Origin of the sequence: Methanosarcina sp. Kolksee, from assembly GCF_000969945.1 — an archaeon.
GTDB lineage: Archaea > Halobacteriota > Methanosarcinia > Methanosarcinales > Methanosarcinaceae > Methanosarcina > Methanosarcina vacuolata.
In genome coordinates this window covers 3,214,800-3,235,063 of record NZ_CP009524.1, presented here as the reverse complement: position 1 = coordinate 3,235,063, position 20,264 = coordinate 3,214,800, and the positions used below count along the sequence as shown (strand labels likewise).

General features: G+C 38.2%; 15 protein-coding genes and 2 pseudogenes. 11 read left to right on the top strand and 6 right to left on the bottom strand.

Annotated features, from left to right (window positions below; genetic code table 11):
• Positions 1-138 precede the first annotated feature (138 nt).
• Positions 139-471, bottom strand: a complete 333-nt coding sequence (locus MSKOL_RS13360; protein WP_048156998.1) for a transcriptional regulator — start codon at positions 469-471, stop codon at positions 139-141.
• An 837-nt stretch (positions 472-1,308) separates the two neighbouring features.
• On the opposite strand from MSKOL_RS13360, the gene MSKOL_RS13355 reads away from it, so the two are divergent.
• Positions 1,309-2,964, top strand: coding sequence for an AarF/ABC1/UbiB kinase family protein (locus MSKOL_RS13355; RefSeq protein WP_048156994.1), 1,656 nt, complete (start codon positions 1,309-1,311; stop codon positions 2,962-2,964).
• Positions 2,965-3,249: 285 nt separating this feature from the next.
• Here the strand turns inward: MSKOL_RS13355 and MSKOL_RS13350 are convergent.
• Positions 3,250-4,509: pseudogene (locus tag MSKOL_RS13350) on the bottom strand (IS110 family transposase).
• 680 nt (positions 4,510-5,189) lie between these two features.
• A complete protein-coding gene (locus tag MSKOL_RS13345; RefSeq protein ID WP_048156992.1) occupies positions 5,190-5,381 on the bottom strand; it encodes a hypothetical protein in 192 nt (63 codons plus the stop codon).
• A 271-nt stretch (positions 5,382-5,652) separates the two neighbouring features.
• On the opposite strand from MSKOL_RS13345, the gene MSKOL_RS20775 reads away from it, so the two are divergent.
• From MSKOL_RS20775 to MSKOL_RS13335, 3 genes and pseudogenes are all read left to right on the top strand, one after another.
• Positions 5,653-5,790, top strand: a complete 138-nt coding sequence (locus MSKOL_RS20775) for a hypothetical protein (protein ID WP_231592242.1) — start codon at positions 5,653-5,655, stop codon at positions 5,788-5,790.
• A gap of 52 nt (positions 5,791-5,842) precedes the next feature.
• Positions 5,843-6,025: pseudogene (locus tag MSKOL_RS20770) on the top strand (serine--tRNA ligase); the annotation flags it as partial.
• A gap of 639 nt (positions 6,026-6,664) precedes the next feature.
• The gene (locus MSKOL_RS13335) at positions 6,665-7,288 is read left to right on the top strand and encodes a 30S ribosomal protein S3ae (RefSeq protein ID WP_048121615.1); all 624 of its coding nucleotides are present in this window, start codon (positions 6,665-6,667) and stop codon (positions 7,286-7,288) included.
• Between the two features lie 162 nt (positions 7,289-7,450).
• On the opposite strand, the gene MSKOL_RS13330 is transcribed toward MSKOL_RS13335, so the two are convergent.
• The gene (locus MSKOL_RS13330) at positions 7,451-10,021 is read right to left on the bottom strand and encodes a DNA topoisomerase (protein WP_048156986.1); all 2,571 of its coding nucleotides are present in this window, start codon (positions 10,019-10,021) and stop codon (positions 7,451-7,453) included.
• Between the two features lie 697 nt (positions 10,022-10,718).
• On the opposite strand from MSKOL_RS13330, the gene thiC reads away from it, so the two are divergent.
• The 5 genes from thiC (at position 10,719) to MSKOL_RS13305 (ending at position 15,435) form a co-directional block, all read left to right on the top strand.
• Positions 10,719-12,005 carry a phosphomethylpyrimidine synthase ThiC gene (gene thiC, locus MSKOL_RS13325; protein ID WP_048121619.1) on the top strand — a complete coding sequence of 429 codons (1,287 nt, stop codon included), beginning with the start codon at positions 10,719-10,721 and terminating at the stop codon, positions 12,003-12,005.
• Positions 12,006-12,788: 783 nt separating this feature from the next.
• Entirely contained in the window at positions 12,789-13,280 is a 492-nt protein-coding gene (locus MSKOL_RS13320) for a UPF0228 family protein (protein WP_048158365.1), read from the top strand.
• 330 nt (positions 13,281-13,610) lie between these two features.
• Positions 13,611-14,201, top strand: a complete 591-nt coding sequence (locus tag MSKOL_RS13315) for a UPF0228 family protein (RefSeq protein ID WP_048158364.1) — start codon at positions 13,611-13,613, stop codon at positions 14,199-14,201.
• Positions 14,202-14,559: 358 nt separating this feature from the next.
• A complete protein-coding gene (locus tag MSKOL_RS13310; RefSeq protein ID WP_048156983.1) occupies positions 14,560-14,967 on the top strand; it encodes a hypothetical protein in 408 nt (135 codons plus the stop codon).
• Between the two features lie 126 nt (positions 14,968-15,093).
• Entirely contained in the window at positions 15,094-15,435 is a 342-nt protein-coding gene (locus tag MSKOL_RS13305) for a hypothetical protein (protein ID WP_048156980.1), read from the top strand.
• Between the two features lie 282 nt (positions 15,436-15,717).
• On the opposite strand, the gene MSKOL_RS13300 is transcribed toward MSKOL_RS13305, so the two are convergent.
• Complete coding sequence (locus MSKOL_RS13300) at positions 15,718-16,476, bottom strand: winged helix-turn-helix domain-containing protein (RefSeq protein ID WP_048156978.1); 759 nt, start codon at positions 16,474-16,476, stop codon at positions 15,718-15,720.
• Between the two features lie 596 nt (positions 16,477-17,072).
• On the opposite strand from MSKOL_RS13300, the gene MSKOL_RS13295 reads away from it, so the two are divergent.
• Positions 17,073-17,696: a UPF0228 family protein gene (locus MSKOL_RS13295; RefSeq protein ID WP_048156973.1), complete on the top strand. Its 624-nt coding sequence runs from the start codon at positions 17,073-17,075 to the stop codon at positions 17,694-17,696.
• Positions 17,697-17,946: 250 nt separating this feature from the next.
• Complete coding sequence (locus MSKOL_RS13290) at positions 17,947-18,312, top strand: hypothetical protein (protein WP_156151094.1); 366 nt, start codon at positions 17,947-17,949, stop codon at positions 18,310-18,312.
• Positions 18,313-18,485: 173 nt separating this feature from the next.
• Here the strand turns inward: MSKOL_RS13290 and MSKOL_RS13285 are convergent, their stop codons facing one another.
• A complete protein-coding gene (locus tag MSKOL_RS13285) occupies positions 18,486-20,192 on the bottom strand; it encodes an ATP-dependent DNA ligase (RefSeq protein ID WP_048156967.1) in 1,707 nt (568 codons plus the stop codon).
• Between the last annotated feature and the right edge of the window lie 72 nt (positions 20,193-20,264).

Below are 20,264 nucleotides of genomic sequence, written 5' to 3'. Positions count from 1 at the left end.
CGTATATTAATATTTGGTTATTTTTAAAAGTCTTTCTCAGAATAGAATCGTTCCGAAACACTGAAGTCGGGAATTAACTTCAGAACAATTTTGGGGGTTATTACTCCTTAATATTTTATATATTGTCTTACTCGGACTTTATATGAAAATAGGAGTTTCCACATTCTCTTTTGCGGGCAGAAAAACAATTACTTTTTTCGATGCCTCATAAATTTTTATTTCCCTTCCTTTCTGGCTCCATTTTACGTGCCTTACTCTAATCATTCCGGCTTCCAGAAGGGAGTCCAGATTGTATTTGAGAGTATTCAGGCGCACTCCAAGTTCATCGGCAAGGTTTCCTGCCGACATTGATTTCTTATTAAGCAATTTAAGTATTCTGATTGAAGTTTCACTTGAAAGAAGTCTGGCAATTTTTCTGGAATCTTCGGAAAGCTGCAAAATCAGCAATTTTTCCTCCGGGTTATCAGGCATTTTTATCCCTGCTACATTTTTCTCGTATTTAAGTATTTTCGAAATCCTTTTAATTAACTCATTAAATAGATTAGTCAGGAACTATCGAATTGGTATTGCAGGTCTATTACACACATGGTTTCATTACACACATGGTTTCCTCGTAATCTTCTTCGATGCTTTTATAAATGCTTTGATCGTTTTTTGATTACGTCACAAAATTGCATTGTGATAGCGTATCTCTGGGTCTCTGGGTGGATGTTATTTATCGATATGCTCCTGACAAAGATGCTATATCTGGATTTAAAAATAAAAGAATACTTACTTTTTTAGGAGTATTAATGGATTAAATTTACAATTTACACTTTAAATGATACTATTTTGGGATTTAATCCTTTATAACCCTTAAATAGTTTATTTTAAATGCTTATTTTCCTTTAAAGGCCAAAATTGGGTTTTTTCTTACAATATCTGCTTTCGGCAGGTCGACAGTTTATTTATGATCAGTTTTATTGATGGTGATTTTAAAATGATGTTCCCTTATTGTGTGTAGTTATCAGGTTTACATATGATCCGAACAATATATAGTCACATACACATTTAGTGCAACATCACTATATTTAAGATGATTATAATGATGGCTCTTCGTCATTCTCGTGGATAAGATGATTTTCAATTCAAGACCGCACTGGTTTTTATGAGAATATTATGGGGATATCCACACAAAACAACGAAAAGCCTTATTTTTACCTCTTTGGATCTCATGGATTAACTTTTCTCTAAAGCTCACAAATTTCAACTTAAATCCAAAACTGCAGAAAATAACTATATAAATTAACAGATCTTTGTTATTTACGGATGCTGGGGAAAACAAAGCGCTACCTTGAGGTTATGAGGGTTCTTTTAAAATACAACCTTATTCCGGAACTCTATCGGGATCTGCGCAAAAATTATATTTCAAATCCTGAGTGCACCTGTACTTTTGATCTCGAAAACAGGCAGACGGCTGTAAAACTCCGGGAAGCTTTCGAAGAGCTTGGGCCTACTTTTATCAAAATGGGACAAACTATGAGCAAGCGGCCTGATCTTGTTCCGCAGACTTATGTTATAGAAATGGCAAACCTTCAGGACAAAGTTAAACCGATACCTTTTGAAGAAATGGCTGAATCTCTTGACCTTGCCTGCGTTTGCGAATTCGAGCCACCTGAAGAGCGAAACCGAAAAAAAACGGAAGCCGAGCTTAAGGCTTCCAGGGAAAGGAGAGCAAAGGCTTTTATTAATATTTTTGACAGCTTTGATACGGACCCCATTGCCTGCGGATCGATTGCCCAGGTTTATAAAGGAGTTATGGAAGGGAAACCTGTTGCTGTAAAGATTCTTCGCCCGAACCTGATTGACACTATAAACATTGACCTCTCTATCCTGGACGATTTCAGGCCTGTTATGAGAAAGGTTCTCGGCCTGGGGAGTAATTTTGATATCGATGCTTTCTTGCTTGAGATCCGGGAAATGCTTACCCGCGAGGTTGACCTGAGAACCGAAGCCGTCAACATGCGGCGTTTTGAGGACAATTTCAAGAACGTGAAAAACGTGTCTGTGCCCAGAATTTATCCCGACTACTGTTCAGCTAATGTCCTTACAATGGAGTTCATCCAGGGAATCCAGATTAAGGACATAATCAATATGCCTGTGCCCCAGAGCAAGAAATCGGAATATACGCGCACCATTACCAAAAGTTATCTTAAACAGGTTTATATTGATGGCTTTTATCATGCCGACCCTCACGGGGGCAATATGCTGGTCCAGGAAAACGATACCATCGCCTTTATCGATTTCGGGGCTGTAGGAAGTATCGATGACGAACTCAAAAAAAATATGCTGGAGTTTTATTACGCCATCAATAACAGAGATGTGGAAGGAGCGACTCAGGGTTTCCTGAAAATCGGGGGTGCGGATGCGCGGGAGGTGGATATCCGCAGGCTCAGGAAAGATATGGATAGCCTGATTGCAAACCAGAACTACGGGCTTGAAGGCAGACAGAGTGACAATTATGCAAAACTCGGCTTGAAATATGATATTCGGCTGCCCGGTGAATTTTCAACCCTGCAGAGGGCGATCCTGCTCATAGAAGGGGTCTGCCTGGAGCTGGACCCGAGATACAACATTAAAACCATTGCTATTCCTGTGTTGATGGATGCTTATAAAAAGCTTAATGCTTCTAAAGGGGCTGCTCTTCATATCGAATTTTCTACCGAGCCAGTGGACGAAAAAGCTGAATTGAGGGCTGCGATTCGAGAAGTCGCCGATAAAATGGAAGGAATGGGGGATAAGTTTCTTTCCATAAAGCAGAAAGAAACAAGGAAAACTACATTTTCAAAAGAACTCTATCTGGCTGTCCTGCTTATTGCTTCAACTTACATCCTGTTAAATGGAGGTAATTTTTCCTGGGTCGGAATGGCTGGATTTGGAGGTTCGGTTCTGATAGCACTTCTTCTTGTAGTTCGAGATAAATAAGAATCAAAAACTTTCAGCAAACACAGGTTTTAATGGTTAATCACTGACTTTGATAGATAACGACTGAAAATGACTCTGTTCCAAAATCTAGTGATTTTTGCATTTTTGGATTGAAAATCTGAATTAGCAAGAAGAAGCCAGTTATCATCAAAATCAATATTCGACATCTAAAGACTTCAATTCTTAAGTCGTATCACAAGGATTGTGACTAATTACAAAATCTAGTGATTTTGAACTTTACGTTCATCACTAGATTTTGCATGAAAGTACATGAGGACATCTTCCTCAAGTACTCTCTTCTTCCTTTTTTTCCATAATCGCGATTATTCCACTAATAATTTTTATGCGTTCATCAACCGAAAAGATTTCAGTCTCAACAATTTTCCTCTTATGAACTTCTCCTTTTTGATACCCTGTTTCATCTTGATACATCTCATCGTTTGTGATAAGGTGCCAAATTATCGTAACTATTTTTCTTGCCAACGCAATAATTGCCTTAGCATACCCAATAGACTTCATTTTCCGGTTAAAAAACTCTTTTAATCTGCTATTTTTCTTTCTTGCTGCTGCCTGATGAGCTATCTGTGTTAGAATCCACCTTGCTACTTTCGACCTTCTCTTTGTGATTCTCCCTTTGTAGTATTTATCAGCAGATTGATACACATTTGGAACTATTCCAAGCCATGAAGCAAGTTTATCTCCTGAAGGAAAATCTCTTAAATTTCCAATTTCAGAAATTAGAGTTGCTGCACCTATTTCTCCAATACCTGGAATTGACATCAAAATATCCATTTCACGCTTATGCTTTCCATAAGAATAAATGAAGATTTAAATGAAGATTTCTTTTTCCAAAACTTCTATTTCATCGTCAAGGTGCTTTATTAATTTAAGACATATTTGAAGCCTTATTGCTGCACTTTGAGATATTTCTCTATCCAGAGTCTCTCTTATCTGAGAACTTTTTTTACGAACGTTTGGAGAAAGGCTTTCTATAATTTGGTCAACAGTTTTACCTGAAGAGATTCCTGATAAAATTGCTACGCCATTTTTACCAAAAATATCTGCCAGTACATCATGTAAATTAAACATTTCAGATGTAAGAATAGCATGAGCTTCATTTTTTATATCTGTTCTTTTTCTAACAAGTGCTAAACGAAGTCGAATGTATGAACGAAATTCCCTCTGATCTTTTGGGAAAACTCTTGATGGCTGAATCATATTATTAAGTGCAAGTTGTGCAATAATTTCTGAGTCAATTTTATCTGTTTTTTTGTGCGTAAATGCCTTCATATCTCGAGCATTTCCAATTATAACAGGTAGATGCTTTATCAATGAATCATGAATAGGTACCCAAAAGTCACTGGTTGATTCGCATGCAACAACATCACATTCTTCTGATACAACCCAATTTTTAAGAGCTAAAATTCCTTCATCATTCCTATCAAAACGTTGTTGCTGTTTTTCACCCGACTTACTAAGAATAGTAGCAATTAAAAAACGTTTATGGATATCTAAACCACAAGATTTGTTTACAATTCCAATCAACTTAAATCACCCCATTTTTTGGGCAGTGGAATTGCCTAAAAGGCAATTTTGCATCCGTGATCAAAGTCACATTTAAGCCTTCGATGACAATTCACTGATTAGTTTTGGAAAGGTTTTTAAAACCAAATCTAGTACAACCTTCCTGCCCAAGGTAATGATGAAATCAATAGTCAAAAAAGGTAAGGTAAAGGTACTTTCATTTATTTGTGCCTGTTATTCGAAGAATTTCATGTTTGTTTTGGTACTGAGTCCTTTATGTTAATAGGACTTACGCAGTTGAACTGAAGAATCAACAGCATTAGACCGCCAACTGTTTAAAACGTGACTTTAATCCACAGTCTTTGACGTAATTGATTTTGTTCCTCAAGTGCGTAAGTCCTAGTTAAAAAGAAATAAAATTTACATTTAAAGAGCTTGAAGGTTCTATGAAATGGAAACAGCTCTTCATGTTTTCTGCAATTCAACTTTATCCTCACTATTAGTAGACAAACTTAGGTAATTAGTTTAAATTCCTCTTCTTCAGTTTGTAAGTAGTCAATAATTTTTTACTATGAAGATTATAGTACAGCTATCGTTATCACTTTTTTGTACGCCCGTTTCAAAAATAACTTATTTATTTATATCTTATTTTTGATCAAAATAACCTCTACTATTCCTTAACAACCTTAATTCATAAAGTATTAAATATCATCAAGGGATACAAATTTATCTTTTTCTTCAAGTCTTTTGTACTGTTTTTCCATAAATGTTTCATAACTAACTTCGTCCATCAAACGATTGAGAATATCGCTATAAGTTTCCCCTTTTTTTCCGTATAGTTTTAATCTATCCCTCACTTCTTTAGTTACCGGAATTGTCGTCACATCACTCATAATTCTCTATTCAGTTATTAAAACTATAAGGATTTATAAGTTATGATTAAAAACTTATAACTTATCTGTAATTCAAAAGGATTGATTTGAAATTCGAATCTATCATTGACAGCAAAGTATCACATGAGTTAAAACACTTGCATGCAGGCAAAAAATAATAAAAAATTCTTAAAACCCGCAATGGAAAAACTTGAGGGTAAACTCAACTCTAAATATTTTTCGAATATTCGATAATAATGCTATTATACCCCGCAGGCAAAATAAACACTCTATGAAACTCGCCGTCCTTGTTGATAATAACACCCTTATTGACAGGTATTTCTTTGCCGAGCCCGGTTTGTCTTTTCTGCTGGAGGATTCAGGCATACGATTTCTTTTTGATACCAGTGTTCTGATATCTTCCATATAAATGTCCGGAAATGGGGTTTTCACTTCTGGATCTTGATTACCTGGTCCTCTCCCATCCCAAAGGCTTCAATGTGAAACTTCAGTCCGGAGAAGAACTCTGGTCTGGCTGTTCCGGAGTCGGGCTTGAAAGATGGGCTGCGGTCTTCCTTGCGCAGAAAGGGCTTGACCCTGCAAATTGGCCTGAGGAGTTCAGAAAGAGAGTAGGCGAAATGCCAAATGGCATCCGTTTCCTTTAAACTTTTCTTTAATTTTTCCCAAATTTTTCTTCAAACTTTTCTTCAAATTTTTTTCCTTATAGTTTTCTTCAAACTTTTTTCCTTACAGTTTTCTTCAAACTTTTTTCCCTAATTTTTCTTCAAACTTTCTTCCCTAAACTTTCTTCAAAATTTTCTTAAACTTTTTCTTCAAACTTTTTTATTTTCTCTTTTTAGCAGATAGGCAGAAAGTGTTTCTAACCGATTTGTTTATATACTGATATGATATGTATAGTGAGCCATTAACTAGTTAGATGCCGCTAATTTCTGAGATCTTCTGGCGATTTTCCGGATCATATTTTTTGATTATCAGGAGCCTGTAGTTGCCGGAATATAGGGGACGGGTCCAGGTTCGGAAGCCTATTGAAGCTCGGAAGTTTCATCTTGAAAGGGAAACGCTAGTGCAAAAAGCACCACAAACTGCGCCTGGCAGCGCAAAGTCTGTGCAAAAGCGCTGAAGGTCATTCATGCTCATTGATTAAGGAAAAAGCTCACCCGAGCATCCGGAATAAGAAACTGAAAGGCTTGAGGGCCGCAGGATAAACCAGCAGCATAGAAAATTCAACTAAGTACTAGAAATAATACAAAATCATAAAAGGAATATTACTTCGGAGGAATCACTTGGCAAGAAAGAAAGTACAGAGAAAGCTTGACGGATGGAAATCCAAGGAATGGTATAATATTGAAGCTCCTGCTTACTTAAACAGAGCTATTGTCGGTAACACTATGGCAGGAGACCCTTCTCTGCTCGTAGGGCGCAATATTGAAACCACTGTTGGGGAACTTACCAACGATATGACCAAGAATAACACTAAGGTCATCCTCAGGATCAACAATGTCGTAGGAGACGTTGCAACTACTGACCTCATGGGCCACGAACTTACAACCGACTATATCCGCTCAATCGTGAAGAGACAGACCTCCAGGATTGACGCAAATATCGATGTTAAAACCAAAGACGGCTATGTCATCCGTGTAAAGCCTACCTGCTTCACCATCAAAAGAGCACGTTCAAGCCAGATCAAAGCCATCAGAGAAATGATGGTCGAAATCGTCAAAAAGCGTGCATCAGAAGCCGATTTCGAGACCTTTATGCAGGAAGCAATCCTTGGCAGGCTCTCAGCAGCCATTTACAGGCAGGCCAAGTTCATCTACCCGCTCCGCAGGGTCGAAATCCGCAAAACCCAGGTTGAAGCAGCACCTGCACCTGCTACATCCGCTGCACCCGAACCTGCAGCAGCGTAATTTCGTTCTGGTTCAATACCAAGAAGCAGGGGAAAATCCGAAAGGATTTTCTTATCTATTTTCTTATCTATTTTCTTATCTATTTTCTTATCTATTTTCTTATCTATTTTCTTATCTATTTTCTTAGTTTCTTTAGTATACGAGTTTCTCTCTCTTACTGTTTTACTTACTCTTTTTCAGGCCCGCAGCCGATACTTTTGAAGTTTTTTCTGTTATTGGGCTTGATGGCAAGCTTGTTGACAGGCTTGCTGCTGAACTTGTCTCTAAACTCGCTGACGGTTTTGCTGCTGAACTTGCTGCAGGACGGCGTACAGAAGCCTTTTCCCTGATCCTTGTTTCGGCTCCTTTACCTGGTTTTTTCCAGTATTTTCTGCCTTCCGGACAGCGCCGGTTTACACAGAACTCTTTCTCAGGGCTGTCGTCTTCTTCTTTCAACCTGAACAGCTTCCAACCGCAGGTTTCACAGGTTCTGTCAAGCAGGGTCAGTTTTCCGGTTTTTGGGACTGAATGAGTATATCCGCAGCGTTTCGTGCAGCCCAGGAATCGGGTGTCTTTAAAGGTGATCAGGAACATATTTCCGTCACATTCAGGGCAGGAGCCGACCGTTTCTGGGGGATAGCATTCTTTTTCAAGGTCGCAGGTAAAGCAGGGGCCTATACCCACAGCCCAGTTATACTTATTTCCTACTTTCAGGACAGCTACTCCTTCCTTTTTACATTCCTTGCTCCTGAGTACGGTCAAAGCCCCGGCTTTTGGCAGAGGATAAGAATTTCTGCAATCGGGATAACCTGTGCAGCCCACAAAGCGGCCTGAGTCAGTCTGCACAATCCTGAGTACGTGCCCGCAAACTTTACAAGTTCCGATGTAGTTTTTCTTGTCTTCAAGTGCAGCTTCATCCTTAATCGTGCCTGCTATGCTTGAAGTTAGCTCCTTTTTATTTGCCTCAAGCTGGGCGTACATCTCCTTGATCAGGGCTGTGCCTTCGTCAAGGGCAGTTTCAAACTCTTTTTTTCCGTCTTCTACTTCCTGAATAAGAGCCTCGATCTTTGCCCTTATTTCCGGCTTTACTAGAATCGGAACGGTCAGAGAGAGGCCATCCATAAGGGTAAAGCCTGTATCCAGAATAGAGATGGTTTTTCCCTTTGTCTCAAGATACCCTCGCTTCTTGTTTGTTTCAATATGAGTGGGAGCTGTGGCCTTTGTCCCTATTCCGTTTTTGTCCATAAGGGTCAAAAGTTCGGCTTCGGTCAGTTTCTTTGGCGGGCTGGTTTTGGACTTTGTATTGCTGAGCTTTTTTATGCCCACTTTCTGGCCTTCTTCTACAAACGGGAGAAGTTTATCCTTTTTATTTTCGAAAGGATAGGCTTCGAGCCATCCCGAATCCTTGAGCACGGTTCCTGATGAGTCAAAAGGTTCCTCATGTACGAGCAAATGGAGATGCGTTTTTTCGAAAACGGCTGCAGGCATAAGGTTTGCCAGAAAATGCCTTGCTATAAGGTCATAGACTTCAGGTGCCTGAGGGATATTTACTGCAGAGCTAACCTCTCCTCTTGAAGCCGCTCTTATCGGGTGGATAGGAGGATGATCGTGTGCATCTTTTTCCCCGTTTTTCGGGACAATTGGGGCTATAAGGATAGACTCTGCAAAAGGCCTGTATTCCTTCTGGCGTGCAAAATCAAAGACAAGGGACTTGAAATCAAAGTCGTCTGCGTATTTGTTTGTCTCGGTCCTGGGGTAACTGGTAAACCCTGCAAGGTAAAGCTGTTCTGCAACCTCAAGGGCAAGCTCCGGGCTTATTCCGAGGAACTTGGAGGCCCTTTTAAGGAATTCTGTAGTATTTAAGGGATTAGGAGGGCTGGTTTTTGTTTCTTTTACGGTCTTTTTTGCAACTAACCCTTCTTTTGCCCCTTTCAGCCGTTTGAAGATTTCAACAGCTTTTTCTTTGTCATGAATATTTCCTGCTCTGTGAGTGCCTTCAAAGTCTCCTCCTTTTTTTTCTCCTTCTTTTCCTCCTTCTTTTTCTCTTTCTTTTCCACTTTCTGCCGAGAAAATCGCTGTTATCTTCCAGAAGTCCTTTGCCTGAAAAGCCCGGATTATCTTTTCCCTTTCGTATACAAACCCGCAGGTAGGCGTCTGGCAGGGACCGATAGAAAGTATGTCCTTTGTTCTTGCTCTTTCCCTGACCGAAAGCGTGACAAAGCGGGTGAAAGCTGCTCCCATTTTAAGGTCCAGAATCTGTCTGGCTTCTGCAGCCATTGCCATGTTGTAGTCCGGGTCTATCAGGCTTTCAAAAGCTTTTTTTACCTCCTTTGGGGAGAGAGACGAAAAACGTGCCCTTTCAACCGGCACATTTGTTACTTCTTCTGCAAGTGTCTTGGCTTCAAATCCTATGTTTTCTCCTTCCCTGTCATAGTCGCAGGCAAGGACGATCTTATTTGCTCTTTTTGCCAGATTTTTTACTGCAGCAGCATACTCAGCTCGCGTTACAAGTTTTTGCGGGTCGACTCCAAGAAGCACACCCGGATTGACTTCATTCCATTTGTTATATTGCTCCGGAAAGTCATAATTCATAATATGCCCGGAAAGTCCCATTACCAGCCACTCTTCACCTTTCCACTTAAATTCATATGCTGGCAGCCCTTCAACTGTTATCCTCTCAACTTCCCCCTCGCCCAGAATGCTGGCAATCTGGGATGCTGCCTTATTCTTTTCTGCAAATGCGACAACTGTCATATAAAATACCCTGATTCCGTTCTTGAGATTATATTGGGATCTAAAATAGTATTAATAAGAAATGTGTGTACGGAAACGCATAATGAAGCTAATTGAAACACATAATGAAGTGAATTAGGAAATGCACCTGAAAGATTTCTCTTCTTTTTTCTCGTTTATTTTATGTGCATCGGCTTAATCTTACTGGTAAGTTCAGTTATTTTACTGGTTAGATTCAATTATTTTACTGGTTAGATTCAATTATTTTACTGGTTAGACTCAATTATTTTACTGGTTAGATTCAATTATTTTACTGGTTAGATTCAATTATTTTACTGGTTAGATTCAATTATTTTACTGGTCAGGTTCAATTATACCGGTAAGCTGTAAAAACCTTTACTTTAAAAACAGTTTCCGTGGTTTTCTTTCTGCGCATGCTCTGAATAATATACACACATTATTTATATATTTGACTGATTATACATATTATATGACTTACCAGACATGAAAAGATATATATGAGTTGTCTGTTCTAGTCTGCAAGATATAAGTACCGGATTTATCTTTATCCTTATTATTCTGGTCAACCTTATAATATGCTTATGAAATGTCGGTTAGTTGCAGTCAATGATATTGCTGTTATTTGACATGTTTTCATCGAGATCTGTTAATTAATATAATATTATAATTTTTCATTAACCTGCAGTCTGGAGTAACAATGACACTGATGGAAGATGCGAAGAAGGGAATCATCACACCCTCTATAGAAGCCGTGGCAAAAGCTGAAGGAATTGACCCTGAGACTGTCCGCTCCTGCGTGGCAAAAGGGCTAATCACTATCCCTGTAAATAACAGGCGAGAGACCCTTCCTATAGGTATTGGCAAGTATATGAGCACAAAGATCAATGCCAATATCGGGACATCGAGAGACTATATAGACATTGATGCCGAAATCGAAAAAGCAAAGGCCGCAGAAACTTTCGGCGCTCATGCCGTAATGGACCTTTCTACAGGCGGAAATCTGGACGAAATTCGCACTCAAATCCTGAAATCTGTTAACATTCCAGTCGGAACGGTCCCAATCTACCAGGCTGCAGCTTCCAGGAAAGTTGTTGTGGAAATGACTTCGGATGATATGTTCAATGCCGTCCGGAAACATGCCGAACAGGGAGTTGACTTTGTTACCGTTCATGCCGGGGTTAACTTAAACTCACTTGAACGGCTGCGCCAGAGCGACAGGATCATGAATGTCGTGAGCCGTGGAGGCTCTTTTACCCTTGCCTGGATGCTGCATAACGGAGAAGACAACCCCTTCTATGCCGAATTTGATTATCTCCTTGAAATCGCAAAAGAATATGATATGACCCTGAGCCTTGGAGACGGCATGCGTCCCGGCTGTATTGCCGATGCCTCTGACCGCCCGAAGTTTATGGAATTTATCACGCTCGGTGAACTCGTAAAGCGGGCAAGAGCTGTCGATGTCCAGACCTTTGTAGAAGGTCCGGGCCATGTGCCTTTGAACGAAATCGAACTCAGCGTTAGGGGCATGAAAGAGCTCTGTAATGGTGCTCCTCTCTATCTTCTGGGCCCGCTTGTGACTGATATTGCTCCCGGCTTTGATCACATTACAGGCGCTATCGGAGGAGCAGTTGCAGGGATGCACGGCACAGATTTCCTCTGCATGGTAACTCCTTCGGAACACCTTGCCCTTCCAGCCCTTGAGGATATAAAAGAGGGCCTCCTCGTAACAAAGGTTGCAGCCCACACTATTGACCTTATAAAAGAAGGCCCGAGAGAACGCGCCTGGGAAAAAGATCTGGCAATGGCATATGCCCGCAGGGACCTTGACTGGGAAAAACAGTTCGAACTGGCAATCGATGGCAACAGGGCCCGCAAAATCCGGGATGCCAGAAAAACTGAAAGCGATACCTGCTCGATGTGTGGGAATCTCTGTGCCTTGAAAATTGTAAAGGAGGCTTTTGAGAAAAAGAAAATGGAAGAATGAATTTTTTCCATTTTCCAATTCTTTTCTCATTTAACTCTTTTTTTGTATCTTCTTCAAATTGAGTGGAGATCTCTCACTTTCAATTTTCACTTAATGAACTTTTTTTTCTAATGAGTTGATTTACTGATGAGTTTAGCGATTGTTTGAAAAACCAAAATTAGGACAATCTTACTACTCAGGGTAATGACGAAATCGATAGTCAAAAAGGGTAAGGTGAAAAGTACTTTCATTTCTTTGTGCCTGTGATTCGAAGATGATTAGAAGAATTTCATGTGCGTTTTGGTAGAAAACAACTGATCAAACTTAATGGATAAATGGAGAATTTTAGAATTTTAAAGACATCCTATTTCTTTTATCAGCGGAGTGGGAATTCCCTCTATATAATGCGTAGACCAGAATATTTGAATTTGTTGACTGTTCCTACTATTCCAAAAGAGTCAACTATTCCTGCGAGTTATACATAATACATCAAATGACTGTTAATATTAAGTAATACTATTCTAAAAGGAAATCATAAATTAAACATATAGTTTGATAGTTTAATAGTTTAATAATCTGGTTAAAACCTTTACAGTTTATATAATTTGTTTTGATAGTAATTAATGGAGTTCAAATTTACTCTACAGGACCCATTTTAACTATATATACCCGGGTGGTATAGGTGGCAAATTTTTCATGATGAAACAATCAGTTTATAAAATATTGGTTATTGTCATTATTATTATTTTTCTGATTATCGTAGTACCCTCAGTACTGTTTACACCTGCACACGTTAAGTCGAATATGTCAATTGATAATGAAACACCTGTTAAAGAACAACAGATAGCTGGTTTATTTATTGAATTTGAAAATGGAACTACTGAGCAGGAAGTTAAAACTATTCTTGAAAATTCCAATATACCTGTAAACTATAGTATAGATTACAATACTGACATTAGTGCAGGAAGGAACTATGCAAAAGTAGAAAAAGACAAAAAAACGGCTGTAGTAGATGAATTTAAGAAAGGAGAAAAAATTCCTGAACCTGATTTTCCTCCTGATATCAAAAAAGGGGATTATTACATAGTTGTATCCTCAATAGGTTTTGAAGACGAAAATTTTCTTAATGTGATGAAAAGAAATAATCTTCAGGTGAAAATGACAACTATATGTTATGTTTCTTTTGGAAATGAACCAAATAATTGGATTCCAGAGAGTGAAGCAATCAGGATAAGAAATGAGCTTGAAGCAAATGAAAAAGTCTTTATTGTAAATTTTGACGGTGTTGCATATTAAGAGAAGTAATGATTTGACTTCTAGAAAAACTAAAGCGCTGGACTAAGGATGACCTCTTTCTTTCCTGTAGTAACGCTGTAGATTAGAATAGACAATTAATAACTATAAAGCTGCTACTGAAATTAATAACTATAGACCTTTCATGAGTGGGACTCCGACACATGCTAGAGTTTGTCGAGGATACAAACAAGTTGACTCAGCACAATATTTGCGTATCTGCGATCCGTCTCCTACGTCGTTAGGTATGGCTTACTGGGAAGCACTTGGTTCTGAAAGTGATCGTATATATATGGGGAGTTAAAAACTCTCATCTTTTTTGGGATGAAGTATATGAGCAAAATAAATAATAAAATTGCTGCTTTTATCTTTTTTCTGACTTTAGCAATATTATTTGGATTGGCTATAAAAACTTCAATTGACATGATAAAAGAAACTCAAACCCCTAAAATATCTGGTTTTCTGATCCAGTTTGAAAATGGAACAACTGAGCAAGAAGTTGAAACCATTCTCGGAAATTACAATATGACATTGAACTATAGCATAGATTGCAATGCAGATAATGGAGGTTACAAATACTACATAAAGGTGAACAAAGATGAAGTGCAGGAGATAGAAGAGAATGGATTAAGGAAAGAAGAAAATTGGACTGATTCTGGTTTTCTAGTCATTACGAAAGGAGATTATATTATATATCCAGTAACAGAGCAAGCCATCCATGATAAAAATTTTCTTGCACTAATGGAAACAAATAATCTTCAGGTGAAAACGTTCGTTTGGTGTTTAGTTAGTTATAGAGGTAATTCTAGGGATGATATTCTGGGAACAAATTGTATTACTCAGAAAGATGCAGTTAGAATTAAAAATGAACTCGAAATGAGTGAAAAAGTTTGGATCGTGATGCCTGAATATATAGAATGGTGATAGTAAGGGGAAAATTACTGGATTCCATAAGCATAGTCTTTCCCAAAATTTCTATATTTTGCCCTTGGGTTACCAGATTTCACCCAAATTCCCTCCAAAATTCCCTGGAAAATGAATTATGTTTATGCTCAACAGAGTACGAGCTCATCCCAAAACTTGAAATTCGCTTCTTGAGCCTCGGATTTTGAATAAGCAATCAAGTTTCTGATCATGAAAACAATTTTGAAAATTCCCAACGATTAAGAATAAAGTGACTTTTGGGATAGGCTCTACAAATATATGGTGTACTTCCTGCCGTAACACCGTAGATTATGGGATAGATAATTAATAATTTTAAGAAAAGAAATTAGGTGGAAACATGGAAGAAGTCAATAAAAAACTTCGCCATTTAGGAATAGCCCTTCTGATTTTAGCAGGATTTTTTATAATCTTACCATATCTTTTCATGGGTCCCCCTACATCTTTTTTTTCTGTTGAGAATGGAGACGAAACCAATCACACATTACTTATCAAAATAGTTGATTCAAATAGCAAACCAATATTTGAAGAGAATTATAAACTGTCTCCTCACGAAAAAGCAAAAGAATCTAAAAGTTTATGGTTATTACTCAAGATGTCTTTTCCATTAAGTAAAAATAATTATACGATAAAGGCAACTTTGGAAAATAATATAAGCACAGAGGAAAGCGTATCTTTGAATCCCTGGACTAGCTTGCATATCTCAGTAATAAACGAGTCTATTTTTATTGACAGTCTCCAAGTTTAACCGAAATACAAAAGTATTGGCTTTGTAGAAATCCTTAATTTGAGCCCAAAACAAGTTTAGAATATTTTATTTATGTTGCACGTTGACAGTTTAATTGTTATTTCATTGTCGCTTGAAGAGGGTTGTATGAAATCAAAGACAATAGCTCTAATGATTATTTCTTTTGGAATCCTTGCACTATTGCTGGTTTTCTTTTTAGTGATTTATCAGCCTGGTGCAGGTATGTATGTTCGCGCAGATAAACTTCAGAACCCACCAGAGAAATATGTGGAATTCAGTTTAGTAGATATCGAAAAATATCCCTATGTCGAAGAAGCAGTAAAAAATCCAGGAAAAGAAATTAAGCTCCCTTTCGATAACGACGACGGAAATATGACAGAGTTTGCTAATATTATGTATAATAACGAGACTGAATATATAAAAATTAATAATGAGTATTATGATATGCATTATGAATCCGCTGACTAATCAGTAAATACAAAATATAAGATTTTGATGTTTTTCTTAAATTAATGGGGGCTATAACTTTATAGCACAGAAACTGGATAATTTGGTGTTTAACAGTTAAAGCACTTGGTATTGACTACATTGGAAAAATAATATAGATATAGAGACAAGCATATCTTTGAATTCTTAGACTAGTTTGTATATTTCAATAATATATTCGTCTATTTTCACTGACGCGCTTTGAATCTATTATGTTTTTGTTAACCCTGCCCCCTTTTTATAATACCCAAAAAGCCTCTCTCCTCACTCAATAGCCTTTGGATCAGAGCTGAACAAACCTGTAGTTATGTCATATTCAATGCCGCTTTTTTTGTACAGGCTTAAGGCCAGGCATTTATCCGTAACAATTAGCCCCATTTTAATATTTTCATTCGTAAATTTTAACTGAAAATTTTTATAGCTTTTCAGTACCTCAAGTTTTTCCGCATAAGGCAACTGTTTTAATTCTTCTGCAACATTAAGAGGAACTATAAGCTCAACAGGAATTCCTTCCTTAACTCTTTCATAGATGGAATCAGTGTATCCTTCAGTTATTACGGATGATATGCCGTATACATGATCTGCATTTTTAATCATTTTTAACTGATTGCAGTAGACACTAAGAATCTTTGTTCTTTTGTCATGGAGAATTTTAGAATTGTAAAGACATCCAATTTCTTTTAGCAATAGAGTGGGAATTCTCTCTATATAATGCGTAGACCAGAAATATTTGAATTTATTAACTGTCCCAACTGTTGCAAAAGAGTCAGCCACTCCAGAAGCAACAATCTTTCCTACAGGAGTTAGGCAATACTCACGTTCTTTTGTTTCTATCAGATAATCTTCTTCCAGTTTTCTTAGCTTTGGAATTATTGCCTGGGATGTACTTCCGGTAATTTCACGCAGTTGGGAAAGTTTTCTGCTGCTTTCGTTCAATGATAGAAGTATCTCGGTTAGAAGTCTTGACCTGTATATGGCCTGTAGATTCTCTTCCATTTCATTATAAATTTCAAAGCTATTCATTTCCGCCGCCGAATCTACAGATTTTTTCTTCTTTCTTATTGAATTCTTCTAATACAATATATGTTTTTATTTCCTGTTGGGGCACGTATGTTGGTATTTATTTTGCTAATTTCTTGCTTAGTGAAGAGACAAGCATTGAGATTTTTTGTTAAAAGTTAGGTCAAAATTACTCTGTCAGTTTAAACCCTGAAACTTCTGAATTTTCGATAAAAAAAGTGTCGGTTTAATGAATGTTAATTAGACTGATTAAAATTCGTCGACGTAATAAATGTATAAAAGAAGATTAAAACTGCTTTTGAATGTGAAGCTCAAACAAACGTTCCAGAGTAGATTTGAACTCCACATGCCCTGAGGCAAGGAAATGATAGCCTTGAGAGTACTTAAAGATTGTTTGATCCTGCCTCATGGAAAACTAAACCAAGAGGTAACTGGATGACAAGGAAATTTGAAATAGGAACACTATTTTTGACAATGCTGCTGCTTGGTATGGTATTAGTACCAGCTGCTAACGCACAGGAAGAAAACAAGTATAGCGTGACTGCCTTTGATCGTATATATGTGAGGAGCTGAAACTCCTCATTTTTTAGGTGGTTGGCGTGAGTAAATTCAATAAGAATATTGTTGTTTTTATTTTTCTTCTAATTCTCTTAGTGCTTGCTGTATTATTCATAAAAACACCCGTTGATACAAAAGATCCAGTTGATACAAGAACGCCGGTGGATAACGAAACGCCAGTTAACGAAAAAACACCTGTCCAAGAACAACAGATAACTGGTTTATTTATTGAATTTGAAAATGGAACTACTGATCAGGAAGTTAAAACTATTCTTGAAAATTCCAATATACCTGTAAACTATAGTATAGATTACAATACTGACATTAGCGCAGGAAGGAACTATGCAAAAGTAGAAAAAGACAAAAAAACGGCTGTAGTAGATGAATTTAATAAAGGAGAAAAAATTCCTGAACCCGGGTTTCCTCCTGATATCAAAAAAGGAGATTATTACATAATTGTATCCGAACAAGGTTTTGAAAACGAAAATTTTCTTAATGTGATGAAAAGAAATAATCTTCAGGTGAAAATGACAACTATATGTTATGTTTCTTTTGGAAATGAACCAAAAAATTGGATTCCAGAGAGTGACGCAATCAGGATAAGAAATGAGCTTGAAGCAAATGAAAAAGTCTTTATTGTAAATTTTGACGGTGTTGTAGAGTAAAAAGAGAAATAATGATTTGACTTCTAGAATGAAAACTAAAGCTCTGGACTAAGGAGAAACTCTTTCTGTGAGCTGTTACAGATTATAAACGGAGCTAAACATGGGGAATAAGGACTTCCTTTTAATTTTTTGACTATATAAATTATTTGATTTTAGAGGGGGCCTAAATATTAAAAGTCGCCAAAAAATATTCATCTTTTTAGGAATTCTAATACTGATTTTGCTGAATTATTTCGTCGTTTTCCCATATTTGTTAGTTGGCTCTCCTGACCCTTTATTTTATATATATAATAATGATCTCCAGAATCATGAGGTAACAGTTGAAGTATTTGATTCGTATAATGAATCTATATTCAAAGGAACTTATGAACTATCTCCTGACGAGCAAATCGCACAGCCGAAATCATTCTGGCTATTGCTGAGATGGTCAATGCCATGGTCTAAAGGAAAATATACATATTTTGCAGAGGGAGAATATGAGTTTAAAGTTATTTTAGATGGCGAAACTACGGACACCTGCAGAACACTGCCACATGCCTGGAGTTCTGTAGTGATAGATATAGATAAAAAGAATAATTCTGACTCTCCAATGCGTATAAGAGTAGTAACCGTGTAACCTATTGAACCCGCAGGAAACTAACTATTATGTTGATAATTTTGGGATTTTTCGGTCAAGCCTTTTTTTAAAAGGGTTGCTTTTCAGCGAAACGAGATAAAAGCTTTAAATCGTATTAAAAATAGTTAAAAAGTTGAGAGGTTACCGCAAAAAGAAACGGCAACCGCAACCTTTTACAGCCTTTTCAACTGCTGGCTATATACCTTTCCAATTCTCTGTATCGTATCGGCTTCTTCGGGGTCTTTATCATCCCGGATGCGGATAAAGCGAGGGAAACGCAGCGCAAAACCGGAATCATAATTGGGGCTTTTCTGGATTTCCTCAAAGGCGATTTCCAGGACTACTTTTGGCCGGATTGCAAATACCCCACCTGCCTCTCCACCTTCCATAAGCCCGGCAAGTATCTCTGTGAGCTCCTTTAGCTGGTCATCGGTCAGGCCCGTGCCTACTTTCCCGATCTGAAGATAATGCAGATTTTCTGGGTCATAACAGGCAAGTGTGTAAGAGCCTATGAGATTTGCGCGCCTTCCAAAGCCCCATTCGGCGCCTACGATTACAAGGTCAAGAGTTTCCATAAGAGGCTTTTTCTTAAGCCAGTTTTTGCCGCGTTTACCAGGGGAATAAATCGAATTCGGGTTTTTGACCATAACTCCCTCATGTCCGGCTTCTAAGGCTTCCTTATAGATTTTCTCTATAAGCTCAAGGTCTCCTGTTATTACCTGTTTGTCCACGCAGATGGATTTTGAATCCTCAACCGAGCTTTCCACGCAGGACTCAAGCGCTTTTCGCCGCTCAATAAGAGGCAGGTCTATCAGCGTTTTTCCGTTTAAGTACATTATGTCAAAAAGGTTGAGCTGAATAGGGATGCCAAGGGCTTTTTCTTCCACATCGTACTTGCGCCGGAAGCGTTTAAGGATCTCCTGAAATGCCCTGGGCTTACCATTCTCGTCCACTGCGACGGCTTCTCCGTCAAGGATGGCAGATTCGGCTTTTACATGCTTGCGCACGATATCCACAAGGTCAGGGAGAGAATTTGTAACATTTTCAAGCTTTCGTGAGAAAAGCGTAACTGAATTTCCATCCTTATGGACCTGGATTCTTGCCCCATCGAATTTCCATTCAATCGCAGCCTCCTTCATTTCTTTGATATCGTCAATTATGTCAGGGCTGATCTGCGAGAGCATCATCTTAATCGGGCGATTGATTTCAATTCCCAGGTGTTCAAGGGATTCCACCCCGCCTTCCTTGGCAGTTGCAGCAACTATCCCCAGGTCGTTCGTAACCATAAAGGCGTGCTCAACAACACCCGCAGGCACGGAAAAAGCTTTTGCAATTGCATCTCTTACAACGCCTTCTCCGACGCCTATGCGGAGTTCCTCAAGCGCAAGCCTGGAAATATACTTTGCTTCCCTTGGGGTCGAGGAATTGAAGAGAAACTGAAGGTTCTTTATCTTAATGTCCTGTGAGCCTTTTCCTGAGGCTTCAGAGGCAATTTTAAAACGGTTATAAACTTCGGTTATTGAGAGCTCGGGCTGTTCTTCGAAGAAAGAGGAAAAAGTAACCTGATTTTTCCTTTTCTCCTTGAGGATAAGAAGGGCTGTGTCCCCTATATCCCCGGTAGTCCGAATAAGAGATTCTATACTTTTTACTGGCATTCCGGAAGCTTTGGATAAGGAAACATACAGCAGGCTCGTGCCAATTCCCAATTGTTCTCCACTCCAGGCAGGAAAAACCTCACTCATAATAAAATGAGTTGCAATGGGCAACTCTTCAACATCAACCATTTTAAGAAGGTCAGCAACCCTACTTGTAGTATCAATTGTACTCGAGATTTTTTCAATCGCCTGGCAGGTTTCTGCAAATTCCCTGAAACTTGTCATGATCAACGCAGCTTTTTAATTTTATTTTTTCCGAATTCGGGACAAAACCTGAATTCTTAACCTGAATTCTTA

What these genes read in the sequence shown, in the direction of transcription:
- MSKOL_RS13330 (WP_048156986.1), bottom strand. Translation starts at nt 10,021, where the DNA reads ATGACAGTTGTCGCATTTGCAGAAAAGAATAAGGCAGCATCCCAGATT.
- MSKOL_RS13285 (WP_048156967.1), bottom strand. Translation starts at nt 20,192, where the DNA reads ATGACAAGTTTCAGGGAATTTGCAGAAACCTGCCAGGCGATTGAAAAA.
- MSKOL_RS13315 (WP_048158364.1), top strand. Translation starts at nt 13,611, where the DNA reads ATGAGCAAAATAAATAATAAAATTGCTGCTTTTATCTTTTTTCTGACT.
- MSKOL_RS13345 (WP_048156992.1), bottom strand. Translation starts at nt 5,381, where the DNA reads ATGAGTGATGTGACGACAATTCCGGTAACTAAAGAAGTGAGGGATAGA.
- MSKOL_RS20775 (WP_231592242.1), top strand. Translation starts at nt 5,653, where the DNA reads ATGAAACTCGCCGTCCTTGTTGATAATAACACCCTTATTGACAGGTAT.
- MSKOL_RS13360 (WP_048156998.1), bottom strand. Translation starts at nt 471, where the DNA reads ATGCCTGATAACCCGGAGGAAAAATTGCTGATTTTGCAGCTTTCCGAA.
- MSKOL_RS13355 (WP_048156994.1), top strand. Translation starts at nt 1,309, where the DNA reads ATGCTGGGGAAAACAAAGCGCTACCTTGAGGTTATGAGGGTTCTTTTA.
- MSKOL_RS13305 (WP_048156980.1), top strand. Translation starts at nt 15,094, where the DNA reads ATGAAATCAAAGACAATAGCTCTAATGATTATTTCTTTTGGAATCCTT.
- thiC (WP_048121619.1), top strand. Translation starts at nt 10,719, where the DNA reads ATGACACTGATGGAAGATGCGAAGAAGGGAATCATCACACCCTCTATA.
- MSKOL_RS13310 (WP_048156983.1), top strand. Translation starts at nt 14,560, where the DNA reads ATGGAAGAAGTCAATAAAAAACTTCGCCATTTAGGAATAGCCCTTCTG.
- MSKOL_RS13300 (WP_048156978.1), bottom strand. Translation starts at nt 16,476, where the DNA reads ATGAATAGCTTTGAAATTTATAATGAAATGGAAGAGAATCTACAGGCC.
- MSKOL_RS13320 (WP_048158365.1), top strand. Translation starts at nt 12,789, where the DNA reads ATGTCAATTGATAATGAAACACCTGTTAAAGAACAACAGATAGCTGGT.